Genomic DNA, 16,926 nt, shown 5'->3' with positions numbered 1-16,926 from the left:
ACTTCCATCTGGGTCAGCCTCCGGCTCGGTTCGACTCGGCTGCGGCGAGTGCGGTGCGGACCAGGTCGTCGACCGCCATGGTCTTGAGGGCGTCGGCGTCCGGCGCGGCGCCGGCGCCGTCTCCCGGCGCGGCCTCGGCCGCAGCCCCGGGCTGCGGCGGCCCGGTGAGGGTGAGCAGCCGCTCCAGCAGCCCGGACTCGCGCAGCCGTCCCACCGGGATGGCGAGCAGGGCCGTACGGACCGCCTCGTCGTCGAGGGCGGACGGGGCCGGGACCTGCGGGATGTCGGGGAGGAGTTCGGCGAGCAGGAACTCGGCCAGCTCCGTCGGTGTCGGGTAGTCGAACATCAAGGTGGCCGGCAGCCGCAGGCCGGTCGCGGTGGCGAGACGGTTGCGCAGTTCGATCGCGGCGAGCGAGTCCAGGCCCATCTCGGTGAAGCCCTTGCCGGGTTCGACCGCGGCGGGCTCGTCGTGCCGCACCACGGCGACGTGCTCGCGGACCAGGTCCAGCAGGTGGCGCTGCCGCTCCGCGTCGGTGGCGCCGGCCAGCCGCTCCGGCAGCGAGGGCCCCTCGGCGGCCGGCTCGCCCGCGGCCGGCGATGCCGCGGTGGTCCGGACACCGTCCGCGGACGGCAGCGCACGGGCCGGCGCGGGAAGGACGGCACGCAGCGCGCGGGGCACGTCGTCGGGCGAGAGGCCGGTGCCGGCCCGGGCCACCGGCAGTGGCACCAGCACCGGTTCGGCCAGCCGCATCGCCGCGTCGAACAGGGCCAGGCCCTCGGCGGGGCGGATCGGCGGCATGCCCATCCGCAGCAGGCGGCGGCCGACGGACTCGTCCGTGCGGGCCGCCATGCCGCCGCCGTCGGACTCCCACAGGTTCCACACCAGGGACGTCGCCGGGAGCCGTGCGGCCCTGCGGCGCCGGGCCAGCGCGTCGAGGAAGAGGTTGCCGACGGCGTAGTTGCCCTGGCCCGCGGAGTCCAGGAAGCCGGCCGCGGAGGAGAACAGCACGAACGCCGACAGGGGCAGGTCGCGGGTCAGCTCGTGCAGGTTCCAGGCCGCGTCGACCTTCGGCCGCAGCACGGCCGCGAGCTTCCGCGGCGTCATCGAGCCGAGCAGGGCGTCGTCCAGGACGCCGGCCGCGTGGACCACGGCCGTCAGCGGGTGGTCGGCGGGCACCGCCGCCAGCAGCGCCGCGAGCGCGTCGCGGTCGGCGGCGTCGCACGCGGTCACCGTCACGTCGGCTCCCAGCGCGGCCAGTTCGGCCCGCAGGGCGTCCGCGCCGGGGGCGTCGGGCCCGCGCCGGCTGGTCAGCAGCAGGTGCCGCACGCCGTGCTCGGCGACCAGATGCCGGGCGAAGAGCGGCCCCAGGCCGCCGGTCGCGCCGGTGACCAGCACGGTCCCGTCCGCGTCCCACGGCGACCCGGCTCCCGTCGGGGGCGCCGGCACCGGCTCCAGCCGCGGCACGAACACCCGGCTGCCGCGCACCGCCACCTCGGGTTCGGCGCCGGCGACGGCCCCGACCAGCGCCCGAACCGCCCGGTGCGAGCCGTCGAGGTCGGCGAGGACGACCCGGCCGGGGTGCTCCGCCTGCGCGGCGCGTACCAGGCCGCCCAGCGACGCCTGCGCCGGATCGACGGCGCCGCCGTCGAACGCGGCCGCGTGCCGGGTGGCGACCACCAGGACCGCGTCGGCCAGGACCGCGTGCCCGAACCACTCCTGAAGGAGGGTCAGGGTGCCTTCGGCCGCCTCCCGCACCGCCTGCGGGGTGTCGCCGGCGGACGCGGCACACGGCGCGACCACGGCCCGGGGCAGCGGCGCACCCGCCGCCACGGCGGCGGCCAGCGCGGACACGTCGGCGTACGCGGTCACTGCCGCGCCGAGCGCGTCCGTCCACGTCCCGTCGCCGCCGAGCACCGCCCAACGGCCGGACGGCTCGGACCCGGTGGCCGGCTCCGTCTCCGCCCAGCCGGGCCGGAAGACCTGGTCGGCCGGGCCGGGTTCGGCCACACCCGAGGCGGCGGCGACCTGCTCCGCGGTCACCGCGCGGACGGCCAGCGACTCCACCGTGGCCACCGGCCGGCCGGCGCCGTCGGCCAGCCGCAGCGCGACCGACTCCGAGCCGGCCGCCTCGTCCGAGGAGAGCCAGGTCAGGCGGACCCGCAGCCGGTCCGTGCCGTGCGCCCGAAGGCCGACCCCGCTCCAGGCGAAGGGCAGCGGGGAGCCGCCGGTGTCCCACGGGGTGCGTCCGGCGAGGAAGTCCGTGGCGCCCAGCGCGGCGTCCAGCAGCGCCGGGTGCAGGCCGAACCCGGCCGCGTCCGCGGCGGCTTCGGCCGGCAGCGCGACCTCGGCGTAGACCTCCTTGTCCTGTCGCCACACCGCGCGCAGGCAGCGGAACATCGGCCCGTAGCGGTAGCCGCGTTCGGCCAGCGCGGGGTAGAGGCGGGCGATGTCGACCGGTTGGGCGCCGACCGGCGGCCACACCGCGAGGTCCGGATCGCCGCCCGTCGCGTCGCGTGCCGACAGCCGTCCCTGGGCGTGCCGGGTCCAGCCGCTGCCCGGGGCGGCGCTCTCGGCGAGGGAGTGGACCGTCAGCCGGCGCGTGCCGTCCTCCTCGGCCGCGCCGACCGCGACCTGTACGGCCACGCCGCCGCTCGCCGGCAGCGGGAGCAGCCGCTCGACGACGAGTTCGTCCAGCGTCGCGCAGCCCACCGCGCGCCCGGCCCGCAACGCCATCTCCACGAAGGCGGTGCCCGGCATCAGGGGCGTGCCCAGCACGTCGTGGTCGGCGAGCCAGGCGTGCGAGGCGAGCGAGACCCGGCCGGTGAGGACCGCTCCCCCGTCCTCCGGCGTCTCCAGCACCGCGCTGAGCAGCGGATGCCCGCCGGCGGCCTGCCCGAGCCGTGCCGGGTCGGCGGTCTCCGGGCCGCCGGTCGCCGGGGGCGCGGTCTGCGGTCCGGCGTCGAGCCAGAAGCGCCGGGAGTGGAAGGCGTACGTGGGCAGGTCGACCCGGCGGGCGCCGGAACCGGCGTAGAAGGAGCGCCAGTCGACGGGGGTGCCGGCCGCGTGCAGCCGGGCGAGCGCGGCGACGAGACTGTGCGCCTCGTCGGTGTCCTTGCGCAGCGCCGCCACGACGACCGGCTCCGGGTCGGTGCCGGTGCCGGTGCGGATACCGGTGTCCGCGCCGTCCGCGAGGGTGGCCGCGGCCATCGCCGACAGCACCCCGCGCGGGCCCAGTTCGAGGTATCGGTCCACGCCCTGGGCGCGCAGGCAGCGCACCCCGTCGGCGAAGCGCACCGGCTCCCGTACATGGCGCACCCAGTACGCGGGGGTGTCCAGGGAGGTGGCGAGTTCCCCGGTCACGTTCGAGACGACCGGAACGGCCGGGGCGGCGTAGGTCAGGCCGGCGGCGACGGCGCCGAACTCGGCCAGCATGGGCTCCATCAGCGGCGAGTGGAAGGCGTGGCTGACGCGCAGGCGGCTCGTCCTGCGCCCGGCGGCCGCGAAGTGGCCGACGACGTCGGCGACCGCCTGCTCCGGCCCGGACACGACCACCGACGCCGGGTCGTTGACGGCGGCGATGCCGACCGGGCCGGACAGGACCGCCGCCACCTCCTCCTCGGTGGCCTGGATCGCGGCCATCGCCCCGCCGGGCGGCAGCGCCTGCATGAGCCGCCCGCGGGCGGCGACCAGCGTCGCCGCGTCGGCGAGGGACAGCACCCCGGCGACGTGGGCGGCGGCCAGTTCGCCGACGGAGTGGCCGGCCAGGAAGTCCGGGCGCACCCCCCACGACTCCCACAGCCGGAACAGCGCCACCTCGACGGCGAACAGCGCGGGCTGGGCGTGGCCGGTCGCGTGCAGCGCCTCCTCGTCGTCGCCCCACATCACCTCGCGCAGCGGCCGGTCCAGGTGCCGGTCCAGTTCCGCGCAGACCTCGTCGAGCGCCGCCGCGAACGCGGGGAACGCCTGGTGGGCGCCGCGGCCCATGCCGAGGTGCTGGGCGCCCTGGCCGGTGAAGAGGAAGGCGGTGGCGCCCGCGGTCCGCACCGCGCCGGTGATCGCCTCGGCCGGCGCCTCGCCCGCGGCGACGGCGGCGAGCGCGCGCAGCGCCGCGTCCGGGTCGGTGGCGGGCAGCAGCAGCCGGTGGTCCAGCGCGGCCCTCGACGTGGCGAGGGAGAAGCCCGCGTCCAGCAGCGAGGGGGCGGCGGGGTCCGCGAGGTGCGCGGCGAGGCGGCGGGCCTGGCCCGGCAGGGCGTCGGCGGTCCTGGCGGACAGCAGCAGCGGGACCGGCGCGGTCCACGGCCGCGCGGAGCCCTCGCCGGGCGGCGGGGCGTCCCGGTCGGCCGGGTCGGCCTGGTCCTCCGGTGCGATGGCGGCGGCCGTGTCGGTGGCGGCGGCCTCTTCGAGGATGACGTGCGCGTTGGTGCCGCTCAGCCCGAAGGAGGAGACGGCGGCGCGGCGCGGGCGGTCCGTCCCGGGCCACGCGCGGGCCTCGGTCAGCAGCTCGACGCCGCCGGCCCAGTCCACCTGCGGGGTGGACCGGTCGACGTGCAGGGTCCTGGGCATCACGCGGTGCCGCAGCGCCATCACCGACTTGATGACGCCGCTGACGCCGGCGGCGGCCTGGGCGTGCCCGATGTTGGACTTGACGGAGCCGAGCCACGCCGGGCGGTCCGCGGCGCGGTCCTTGCCGTAGGTGGCCAGCAGGGCCTGCGCCTCGATCGGGTCGCCCAGCCGGGTGCCTGTGCCGTGACCCTCGATCAGGTCCACGTCGGCGGCGGCCACACCGGACGCGGCCAGCGCCTGCCGGATCACCCGCTGCTGCGACGGTCCGCTCGGCGCGGTCAGGCCGTTGCTCGCGCCGTCCTGGTTGACCGCGGAGCCGCGGATCACGGCCAGGACGGGGTGGCCGTGGCGCCGCGCGTCGGAGAGGCGCTCGACCAGCAGCAGGCCGAGGCCCTCGGACCACGCGGTGCCGTCGGCGGCGGCGGCGAACGCCTTGCAGCGGCCGTCGGCGGCGAGCCCGCGCTGGCGGCTGAACTCCACGAAGACCTCCGGCGTGGGCAGCACGGTGACCCCGCCGACCAGCGCCATGCCCACCTCGCCCTGGCGCAGCGCCTGGCAGGCGGTGTGCAGGGCGACGAGGGAGGAGGAGCACGCCGTGTCGACGGTGACCGCCGGCCCCTCCAGGCCGAGCGCGTAGGCGATCCGGCCGGAGGCGACACTGCCGGCGCTGCCGTTGCCCAGGTACGGGAAGAGGTCGTCGGGCACGTCGCGCAGCCGGCTGGCGTACTCGTGGTACATCACGCCGACGTAGACCCCGGTGCGGCTGCCGCGTACGGACGACGGGTCGATGCCGGCCCGTTCGAACGCCTCCCACGCGCCGTGCAGCAGCAGGCGCTGCTGCGGGTCCATCGCGACGGCCTCGCGGGGCATGATGCCGAAGAGCTCGGGGTCGAACCCGGTCGCGTCGCGCAGGAAGCCGCCGCGCCGCACGTAGGTCTTCCCGGGCAGCCCGGGTTCGGGGTCGTAGATCGCGTCGGTGTCCCAGCCGCGGTCGGACGGGAAGTCGCCGATCGCGTCCACGCCGTCGGCGACCAGCCGCCACAGGTCCTCCGGGGTCTCCACGCCGCCGGGGAAGCGGCACGCCATCGAGACGATCGCGATCGGCTCGTCGCCGGGCCGGTCCGCCCCGTCCGCGGCCACGGGTTCGGCGTCGGTGCCGGTTCCGGTGCCGGTCAGCCGGGCGAGCAGGTGGTCCGCGAGGGCCCGCACGTTGGGGTGGTCGAAGACGAGGGTGGCGGGCAGGGCGAGCCCGGTGCGCGTGCCGAGGCGGTTGCGCAGTTCCACCGCGGCCAGCGAGTCGAAGCCCAACTCGGTGAAGGCCCGGGACGGTTCGACCGCCGCCGCGGAGTCGTGCCCGAGCACGTCGGCGACCTCCGCGCGCACCAGGCCGAGCACGAAGCGGGCGCGGGCCTCGGCCGGCATGGCGGCGATCCGGTCGGCGGGCGCCGCGGCGCCCGCCGGGGCGTCGCCGGCGGCGCGCCTCGCCGGTCCCCGGACCAGGCCGCGCAGCAGGTGCGGTACGGAACCGGTGGGCGCCGCGGCGCGGGCCCGCAGCGCGGGCAGGTCCAGGCGCACCAGCAGCGGGCCCGGGTCGCCGACCCGCAGGGCACGGTCGAAGAGGTCCAGGCCGTCGGTGTCGGCGAGCGGCGGGAAGCCCTCCCTGCGCATCCGCCGGACCTCGGCCTCGGCCAGCCGCCCGCCCATCCCGGCCGCGTGGGCCCACAGGCCCCAGGCCATCGACACGGCGGGCAGGCCCGCGACGGCGCGCTGCCGGGCGAGCGCGTCCAGGAAGACGTTGGCGGCTGCGTAGTTGGCCTGGCCGGCGGCGCCGAGGGTGCCGGCGGCGGAGGAGAACAGGACGAACGCGCGCAGCGGGGCGTCCCGGGTCAGCTCGTGCAGGTGCCAGGCGGCGTCGGCCTTCGCGGCGAGCACCCGGTCGAGGCGCGCGGGCGTCAGCGTGCCGACCAGGCCGTCGTCGAGCACCCCGGCGGCGTGCACCACGGCGGTCAGCGGGTGCTCGGCGGGGACGGCGGCGAGCAGACCGGCCAGGGCCCGGCGGTCCGACACGTCGCAGGCGGCGACGGTGACGTGCGCGCCCAGCCCGGCCAGTTCCTCGTGCAGCGCGGTGGCTCCGGGGGCGGCGGCGCCACGCCGGCCGGCCAGCAGCAGGTGGCGCACGCCGTGTTCGGCGACCAGGTGCCGGGCGACGAGGGCGCCGAGCCCGCCGGTGCCGCCGGTGACCAGGACGGTCCCCTGCGGGTCGAGGACCATGCCGGCGGTCTCGTCGCCCTCGGCGGCGCCGGCCGCGGCCCGGGCGAGCCGCGGCACGTGGACGGCGCCGTCGCGCAGCGCCGTTTCGGGTTCGCCCGAGACGGCCGCGGCGGCGAGCGCCCGGTCCGAGGCCGCCGTGCCGTCGGTGTCCACCAGGACGAACCGGCCCGGGTGTTCGGCCTGCGCGGCCCGCACCAGGCCCCACACCGGCGCCTGGACGAGGTCGCCGGGGGCGTCGCCCGCGCCGGTGGTCACCGCCGCGGAGGTCGTCACGGCCAGTCGTGTCGAGGTGAGCCGGTCGTCGGCGAGCCAGGCGTTCACCGCGTCCAGTGCGATCCCGCAGGTCGCCCGCAGTGCCTCGGTCACCGCCACCGGCCCGGGGTCGGCCGGCACCGGTATCGACGCCTGCGTCGGCAGCACGGCGAGGTCCGGCGCGGGCGCCCCCGCGTCGAGTGCGGCCAGCAGCGCCGCGATGTCGGCGTACCGCTCGGCCGTGGCGGCGAACGGCGCGTCACCGAGGAGCGCGACGCGGGGGGCGGTCGGGCCCGCCGCGACCGTGAGCGGTGTCCACTCCACGCGCAGCACGGGGTCCGGCGCGTCCGTGCCGCGGGCGCCGAGCCGGTCCGCGGTGACCGGCCGGGCCACCAGGGACTCGACCGTGGCGACCGGCTGCCCGGCGGCGTCCGCGAGGTCCAGGGCCGTGGCGTCCGCGCCGCCTGCCGGGCGCAGCCGCACCCTCAGCGCGCGGGCACCCGAGGCGTGCAGGGTGACACCGCGCCAGGAGAACGGCATGAGGGTGCCGTCGCCGTCCGCCTCGCCGTCGCGGGGCAGGAAGTCCACGTGCGAGGCGGCGTCCAGCAGGGCCGGGTGGAGGCCGAAGCGGGCGGCGTCGGGCAGCGCGTCCTGGGGCGGTTCCACCTCGGCGTACCACGTGTCGTCCGCGCGCCAGGCGGCCTTGAGCCCCTGGAAGGCGGGGCCGTAGGCGTAACCGCGGTCCACGAGGCGTTCGTAGAGGCCGGCGACGTCCACCGGCACGGCTCCGGCGGGCGGCCACGGCCCGGCCTCGGGGGCCGGGGCGGGCAGCGCCGGTACGACGGTCCCCTCGGCGTGCAGCACCCACGGCGCGTCGCCGTCCGGGCCCTCGGGGCGGGCGTGGACCCGCACCGGCCGGCCGCCGGAGTCCTGGCGGGCGCCGACGACCACCTGGACGGCGACGCCGCCGCTTTCCGGCAGGAGCAGCGCGGCGTGCAGCGTCAGTTCCTCGACGCGGCCGCAGCCGAACTCGTCGCCGGCGCGTACCGCCATCTCCACGAAGGCGGTGCCCGGCAACAGGCAGCCGCCCAGCACTCCGTGGTCGGCCAGCCAGGGGTGGGTGGCGGTCGACAGCCGGCCGGTGAGCACCGCGCCGTCCCCGTCGGGGGCGGTGAGCACCGCGCCCAGCAGCGGGTGGTCCACCGTGCCGAGCCCGACCGACGACACGTCGCCGGCGGGCCGGCCGGCGTCCAGCCAGAAGCGGCGCCGCTGGAAGGCGTAGGTGGGCAGGTCGAGCGGGCGGTCCTGGACCCCGGCGAAGAAGGCGTGCCAGTCGACCGCCGTGCCGCGGGAGTGGAGGCGGCCGACTCCGAGGGCCAGTTCGGCGGCCTCGGGACGGCCGCGGTGCAGGAGCGGCACGAAGTCGGTGTCGGGGTCGTCGCCGGTGTTCTGCGGGCCGAGGACGCTGAGCACCGCGTCCGGGCCGATCTCGACGAACGTCGTCACCCCGCGGGACCGCAGGTGGCGCACCGCGTCGGCGAACCGTACGGTCTCGCGGACGTGGCGCACCCAGTACCCGGGCGTGGCGAGGTCGTCGGTGGGGGTGCCGGTGACGGTGGAGACGATCGGCACCGCGGCGGGGGCGTACGCCAGGCTGCCGGCGATCCGGGCGAACTCCGCCACCACCGGTTCCATCAGCGGCGAGTGGAAGGCGTGGCTGACGTGCAGCCTGGTGATCCTGCGGCCGTCGGCGGCCAGGCGGGCGGTGATGGCCGCGACCTCCTGCTCGACGCCGGAGAGCACCACCGAGGCCGGAGCGTTCACCGCGGCGAGCCCGACGCCCGGCGTGAGCAGCGGGCGCACGTCCCGCTCGCCGGCCTGTACGGCGACCATCACCCCGCCGACCGGCAGGGCCTGCATCAGCCGGCCGCGCGCCGCGACCAGCCGGGCGGCGTCGGCCGGCGTCCACACGCCGGCGACGTAGGCGGCGGCCAGCTCGCCGACGGAGTGCCCGGCGAGGTAGTCCGGGCGCACCCCCCAGGACACCAGCAGCCGGAAGAGGGCCACCTCAACGGCGAACAGGGCGGGTTGGGCGTACGCGGTCGTGTTCAGGTCGGTGGCGTCGGTGTCCCGGAGGACCTCCGCCAGCGGGCGTTCCAGGTGCTCGTCGAGTGCGGCGGCGATCTCGTCGAAGGCGGCGGCGAAGACGGGGTGGCGCTCGTACAACTCCCGTCCCATACCCGCGTGTTGGGCGCCCTGGCCGGTGAACAGGAAAGCGACCTTGCCGGTGACGGGTGTGGCGGTGGCCGTGTGCGGCGCCGTGGCGCCGTCGGCCACGGCGCGCAGGCCGCTGACGATCTGCGCGCGGTCCGCGCCGACGACCGCGGCGCGGTGTTCCAGGGCGGCGCGGCCGGTGGCCAGGGTGCGGGCGACCGGGCCGAGCAGGTCGTCGGCGCCGGTGTCCGGGGCCTCGCCCGCGTTCGTGTCCTGGGCCTGGCCCGTGTTCGGGTCCTCGCCCGCCCCGGTGTTCGCGTCGAGCCAGGAGAGCAGGTGGGCGGCCTGCGCCCGCAGCGCCTGCGGGGTGTGGCCGGACAGCAGCCAGGGAAGTGCGCCGCCCGCGGCACGGGATGTGCCGTCCGCGTCGGCGCCGCCGTCGGGAGCCGCGACAGGGTCGGCCAGGTCCTCGGCCGCCGGAACGTGTTCGAGGATCACGTGCGCGTTGGTGCCGCTGATGCCGAAGGAGGAGACGCCGGCCCGGCGGGGCCGGCGGTGTTCCGGCCACGGGCGGGGCTCGGTGAGCAGTTCCACGGTGCCGGCCGACCAGTCGACCTGCGGCGAGGGCGCGTCGACGTGCAGGGTCCTGGGCAGTTCGGCGTGGCGCATCGCCATCACCGTCTTGATGACGCCGGCCACGCCCGCGGCGGCCTGCGTGTGGCCGAGGTTGGACTTCACCGAGCCGACCAGCAGCGGCGTGCCGTCCTCGGGACGCTGCTCGCCGTAGGTGGCGATCAGCGCCTGGGCCTCGATCGGGTCGCCGAGGGTGGTGCCGGTGCCGTGCGCCTCCACGGCGTCGATGTCGGCCGGCGACAGTCCGGCCTTGGCAAGCGCCTGGTGGATGACGCGCTGCTGCGAGGGGCCGTTGGGGGCGGTCAGACCGTTGCTGGCGCCGTCCTGGTTGACCGCCGAGCCACGGACGACTGCCAGCACCCGGTGCCCGTTGGCCCGCGCGTCCGACAGCCGTTCCAGCAGGAGCACGCCGGCGCCCTCGCCCCACCCGGTGCCGTCGGCCGCGGCGGCGAAGGACTTGCAGCGGCCGTCGGGCGCCAGGCCGCGCTGCCGGTTCATGTCGACGAAGGTGTCCGGTGTCGACATCACGGTGACCCCGCCGGCCAGGGCGAGGGTGCACTCGCCCTGGTGGAGCGCCTGGGCCGCCCAGTGCAGTGCCACGAGCGAGGAGGAGCAGGCGGTGTCCACGGTCACCGCGGGGCCCTCCAGGCCGAGGGTGTAGGCGACCCGGCCGGAGACGACGCTCGCCAGGCCGCCGTTGCCCAGGTACCCGGCGACGTCCTCGGGCACGTCGCCCATCCGGGCCGCCCAGTCGTGGTACATGACGCCGGCGAAGACCCCGGTCGGCGTGCCGTGCGCGGCGTGCGGGTCGATGCCGGCCCGCTCGAACGCCTCCCAGGACAGCTCCAGCAGCAGCCGCTGCTGCGGGTCCATCGCCTGCGCCTCGCGCGGGCTGACGCCGAAGAAGTCCGGGTCGAAGTCGGCGGCGTCGTAGAGGAACCCGCCCTCGCGGGTGGAGGTCCTGCCGGGCTTGCCCGGCTCGGGGTCGTAGAGCGCGTCGACGTCCCAGCCGCGGTCGTCGGGGAAGGACGACACGGCGTCGGCCCCGTCGGCCACCAGCCGCCACAGGTCCTCCGGGGAGCGGACGCCGCCGGGGTAGCGGCAGCTCATGGCGATGATGGCGATCGGCTCTTCGGGGTCGGCGGGGGCGCCGGGCAGGACGGTGGCCGCGGTGGCGGCGCCGTCGAAGAGCTTGGCCACCATGTGCTCGGCGACGGCCCGCGGTGTCGGGTGGTCGAAGACGAGCGTGGCGGTCAGCCGCAGCCCGGTCGCCGCGTTGAGCCGGTTGCGCAGTTCGACCGCGGCCAGCGAGTCGAAGCCGATCTCGTTGAAGGCCCGCTTGGCGTCGATGTCCTGCGGCCCGCTGTGCCCCAGGACGTCGGCCGCCTGGGCGCGCACCAGGTCCAGCAGGGCGGCGACCCGGTCGGCCTCGGGCAGGGCGGCGATCTGGCGGGCCAGTGACCGCTCGGCGGCGACCGCCCCGCCCTCGCCCGTCCCGCTCTCGCCCGCCGCGGTGCGCCGGGCCGGTGCCCGTACCAGGCCGCGCAGCACGTGCGGCACGCCGTCCGGCCGCTCGCGCAGCGCGCGGGAGTTCACCCGCAGCGGCACGGCGTACGGCTCGCCGGTGCGGACCGCGGTGTCGAGCCGGGCCAGGTTCTCCGCCACCGTCAGGGGTTCGACGCCGAGCCGGGCGATGCGCCGCAGGGCGGCGGCGTCCAGCGCGGCGCCCATGCCGGCGTCGCCGGGCCACAGGCCCCAGGCGATGGCGGTGGCGGGCAGGCCGGCTGCCTGGCGGTGGGCGGCCAGGGCGTCGAGGAAGACGTTGGCGGCCGCGTAGTTGGCCTGTCCGGCGCCGTCGAGGAAACCGGCCGCCGAGGAGTAGAGCACGAAGGCGGACAGGTCGAGGTCACGGGTGAGTTCGTGCAGGTGCCAGGCCGCGTCCGCTTTGGGGTGCAGCACGGTGTCGACGCGCTCGGGGGTCATGGCGGCGAACAGGCCGTCGTCGATGACGCCCGCGGTGTGCAGCACGGCCTTGAGCGGACGGTCCGCCGGGATGGCGGCCAGCAGGTCGGCGAGGGCCTGCCGGTCGCCCACGTCGCAGGCGCGGATCGTGACGGTCGCGCCGGCCGCGGTCAGTTCCTCGCGCAACTCCCGGGCACCGGGGGCCTGTTCGCCGCGGCGGCCGGCGAGCAGCAGGTGGTGCACGCCGTGCTCGGTGACCAGGCTGCGGGCGGCCAGCGCGCCGAGCCCGCCGGTGCCGCCGGTGATGAGCACGGTGCCGTCGGCCGGCCAGGGCGAGGGTGCGTCCGGGTCGGGCCGCGGCCCGGCGGCGAGCCGCGGCGCCAGCAGGAGGTCGCCGCGCAGGGCGAGTTCGGGTTCGCCGGTGGCGACGGCGCCGGGTAGGGCCTCGGGACCGGTGTCCTCGCCGAGGTCGAGCAGCACGATCCGGCCGGGGTGTTCGGCCTGCGCGGAGCGCAGCAGCCCCCACAGCGACGCCTGGGCGAGGTCGGCCTCCTCCCCCGGGATGGCGGCGGTCGCGCCGCGGGTGACCACCACCAGGCGGGACGCGGCGGGGTGATCGGCCGCCAGCCACGGGCCGATCCGCTCCAACGCCCAGGAGGTGACCGCCCGTACGGCCTGCGGGACCGGGCCCTGCGGCGTCGCGGGGGCCGCGAACACCACCGCCCCGGGCACCGCCCCGGCCGCCTCACCGGACAGCACGTCCGGGCCGTCGGCGGGTCGCGCGCCGAGCGCGGCGGCCAGCCCGAGCGGGTCGGGCCCGGCGCACACCCACCCGGTGGTCGCCTGCGACGGGCCGGCGGGCACGGCGGTCCACTCGACGCGCAGCGGCACGTCGGCGCCCGCCCCGGCCAACTGCGCGGAGTCGGCGGACCGTTGGGCGAAGCCCTCGACGGTGGCGACGGGCCGCCCCTGCGCGTCGGAGAGCCGCAGCGACAGCGTGTCGGTGCCGGCGGGCGTGATCCGCACCCGCAGGAAGGACGCGCCAGCGGCGTGCAGCGTCACGCCGGACCAGGCGAACGGCAGCCGGAGCCGCGCCTTCTCCTCCTCCGGCGCGAGCAGGTCGGCGGTGTGCAGGGCCGCGTCGAGCAGGGCCGGGTGCAGCCCGAACACCGCCGCGTCGCCTGCGGCTTCGGGGAGTACTACCTCGGCGAGGATCTCCGCGCCGTGCTGCCAGGCGGCGCGCACCGCCTGGAACGCGGGCCCGTAGGCGTACCCGTGGTCGGCCAGGTCGTCGTAGAGGCCGCTCACGTCGAGCGGTCGCGCGCCCTCGGGGGGCCATGGCGCCGCGGCAGGTGCTCCGGCGGGCGATGCTCCGGCGGGTGCCGGGGAGTTGGGTGCCGGGGAGTCGTTCGCCGGGGAGTCGTTCGCCGACGACCCGGGGGCCAGGACGCCTTCGGCGTGCCGGACCCATGGGGCGTCCGGCGGGGCCTGCTCCGGGCGCGAGTGGACCGCGACCGCGCGGCGGCCGGCCGCGTCGGGTTCGCCGACCACGACCTGCAGCGCGGCGGCGCCGCTGTCGGGCAGCACCAGCGGGCTGTGCAGCGTCAGTTCCTCGACCGTCCCGCAGCCGGCCTCGTCGCCGGCCCGGACGGCGAGCTCCACGAAGGCCGTGCCGGGGACGAGGCGGACACCGCCGATCACGTGGTCGGCGAGCCAGGGGTGGGAGTGCGGGGACACCCGTCCGGTCAGCACGGTGCCCGTGCCGCCGGCCAGCCGCAGCACCGCGCCGAGCAGCGGGTGCCCGGCGGGGATCTGGCCGAGGCCCGAGGCGTCGGTGCCGTGCCGGGCGGCATCGGTCAGCCAGTACGGGCGGGTCTGGAACGGGTAGGTCGGCAGGTCCACCCGCCGCGCCTCGCGCCCGGCGTAGCAGGCGGCCCAGTCCACCGGGACGCCGCGGGTGTGGGCCAGCGCGACCGCCGACAGCACCTCGCGCGCCTCGTCGCGGTCGCGCCGCAGCACCGGCGCGAAGACCGGCGCGCCACCGTCGCCGTCGGCGTCGTCGTCGGCGTCCGCCGCGCGGTCCCGTGCCATCGCCGACAGCACGCCGTCCGGGCCGAGTTCGAGGCAGGTGCGCACCCCGGCACCGTCGAGGGAGCCGAGCACGTCGTCGAAGCGGACCGTGCGCCGGACGTGCTCGACCCAGTACTCCGGGTCGCACAGCTCCTCAGGAGTGGCCAGGCGGCCGTGGACCGCGGAGACGACGGGCGTGGCCGGCGGGTGGTAGGACAGGACGCCGGCGACGCGCCGGAACTCCGCGAGCACGGGCGCCATGAGCGGCGAGTGGAAGGCGTGGCTGACCCGCAGCCGCCGGGTGCGCCGGCCCTGGTCGGCGAGTTGCCGCACGAGGGCCTGGACGGTGTCCTCCTCGCCGGAAACCACCACCGCCCGCGGGCCGTTGACGGCGGCCACGCCCACCCGGTCGGCGGCGCCGGGCAGTTCGGCGATCAGCCGCAGCGCCTCCTCCTCGGTGGCCTCCACCGCGGCCATCGCGCCGCCCGCGGGCAGCGCGCCCATCAGCCGTCCACGCGCGGCCACCAGGGTGGCGGCGTCCTCCAGCGACAGCACGCCCGCCACGTGGGCGGCGGCCAGTTCGCCGACGGAGTGCCCGGCCAGGTAGTCCGGGCGCACTCCCCAGGACTCCAGCAGCCGGAAGAGCGCCACCTCGACGGCGAACAGGGCCGCCTGGGCGTAGGAGGTGTGGTCGAGGAGCGCGGCGTGCGCGGAGTCCGGCGCGGCGAACAGGACGTCCCACAGCGAGTGTTCGAGCTGGAGGTCGAGGTGGCCGATGGCGTCGGCCAGCGCGTCGGCGAAGACCGGGTACTCCTCGTAGAGCGTGCGGCCCATGGCCGGCCGCTGGCTGCCCTGTCCGGTGAACAGGAAGGCGAGCCGTCCGTGTTGCGGCTGCGCGCGCACCGTGCCGGGCGCGTCCTCGCCGGCGGCGAGCGCCCGCAGGGCGTCGGCCAGGGCGTCGCGGTCCTCGGCGACGACGACCGACCGGTGGGAGAGCGCGGCGCGGCCGGCGGCGAGGGAGAGCCCGATGTCGGCGAGGGTGTCCGCGGGTTGCCGCGCGAGGTGCTCCAGCAGCCGGCCGGCGTGCTCCCGCAGGGCCGGCGTGCTCTTGGCGGACAGCACCACCGGCAGCGGCGGCCGCACCGCGGCGGGCGGTACGAGCGGCGCGTCCGCGCGGGCGCTGTCGGACCCGGTCCGCCCGGGGGCGGTGGGCCGTTCCTCCTCCGTGCCGGAGGTCCCGGCGGGCGGCTGCTCGAGGATGACGTGGGCGTTGGTGCCGCTGACGCCGAACGCGGAGACCGCGGCCCGGCGCGGGGCGTCGCCGGTGTCCCACGGCCGGGCCTCGGTGAGCAGGCGGACGCCTCCGGCGGACCAGTCGACGTGCGGGCTGGGCCGGTCCACGTGCAGGGTGGCGGGCAGCCGCCCGTGCCGCATGGCCATCACCATCTTGATGACGCCGGCGGTGCCCGCGGCCGCCTGGGTGTGGCCGAAGTTGGACTTGATCGAGCCGAGCCACGCCGGGCGGTCGGCGGCGCGGTCCCGGCCGTAGGCGGCCAGCAGCGCGTGCGCCTCGATGGGGTCGCCGAGCGTGGTGCCGGTGCCGTGCGCCTCCACGGCGTCGACCTGGCCGGCGTCGAGCCCGGCGGCGGCCAGCGCCTGCCGGATGACGCGCTGCTGCGCCAGGCCGTTGGGGGCGGTCAGGCCGTTGCTCGCGCCGTCCTGGTTGACGGCCGAGCCGCGGATCACGGCACGGACCGGGTGGCCGAGGCGGACGGCGTCGGAAAGCCGCTCCAGCACCAGGATGCCGACGCCCTCGGCCCAGGCGGTGCCGTCGGCCGCGGCGGCGAAGGGCTTGCACACGCCGTCGGGCGCCAGGCCGCGCTGCCGGCTGAAGGCGGTGAAGACGCCGGGGCTGCCCATGACGGCCACCCCGCCGCTCAGCGCCATCGAGCACTCGCCGCGTTGCAGCGCGGACAGTGCGAGGTGGAGGGCGACCAGGGAGCCGGAGCAGGCGGTGTCGACGGTGAGGGTGGGCCCTTGCAGGCCGAGCGCGTAGGCGACCCGGCCGGACACGACGCTGGGCGAGTTGCCGGTCAGCAGGTATCCGTCGAGCCCGTCGGGCGCTTCGTGCAGCCGCGTGCCGTACTCCTGCGGTTCGGCCGCGACGAAGACGCCGCAGTCGTCGCCGCGCAGTCCCAGCGCGTCGATGCCGGCGTGCTCCAGCGCCTCCCACGCGGTCTGGAGCACCAGCCGCTGCTGCGGGTCCATCGCCGACGCCTCGCGCGGCCCGATCCCGAAGAACTCCGCGTCGAAGTGGGCGGCGTCGGTGAGGAATCCGCCGTGCCGGACGTAGGTGGTGCCGGGGGCGTCGGGGTCCGGGTCGTACAGGGCCGCCAGGTCCCAGCCGCGGTCCTCGGGGAACGGGGTCAGCACGTGCCGGCCGTCGTCCACCAGCCGCCACAGGTCCTCCGGGGAGCGCACCCCGCCCGGGAAGCGGCAGCCGATGCCGACGATGGCGACGGCCTCCTCCGGCCCCGACGTGACCGGCCCGGTCGCGGCCGAACGGGCCGCAGCCGACGGGCTCGTGGCGGCGGCCGGGTCGTCGCCGAGCCCGAGGAGTTCGCGGCGCAGGTGCGCGGCGAGGGCGTCCGGCGTCGGATGGTCGAAGACGGCGGTCGGCGGCAGGGAGAGACCGGTGGCCGTGTTGACCAGCAGATGGAGTGCGACCAGGCCGAGCGAGTCCAGGCCCTGCTCGCGGAACGGGCGTTGCGCCGCCACGGTGGCCGGCGCCTCGGCGTCGGACCGCCGCAGCACCGTCAGCATCTGCTCGGACACCACGTCGAGCAGCATCCTGGTCTGCTCCGTCGCGGGCAGCCCCTCCAGCGCGCGGGCGAACGCCATTCGTTTCCCCTCACCCAATATGTGCAATGCGGCCGTATTCATGAGCACGGTGGGACCCA

At 77.5% G+C, this 16,926-nt stretch carries 1 protein-coding gene; it reads right to left on the bottom strand.

Going from position 1 to position 16,926, the window contains the following annotated elements:
- Positions 1 to 13: 13 nt before the first annotated feature.
- Positions 14 to 16,801, bottom strand: coding sequence for a type I polyketide synthase (locus OG370_RS37000; protein ID WP_443060924.1), 16,788 nt, complete (start codon positions 16,799 to 16,801; stop codon positions 14 to 16).
- Between the last annotated feature and the right edge of the window lie 125 nt (positions 16,802 to 16,926).

This window comes from Streptomyces sp. NBC_00448 (assembly GCF_036014115.1).
Taxonomy (GTDB): Bacteria; Actinomycetota; Actinomycetes; order Streptomycetales; family Streptomycetaceae; genus Actinacidiphila.
Note: the sequence above shows the minus strand (reverse complement) of the source record. Positions and strands in the feature narration are given on the sequence as shown.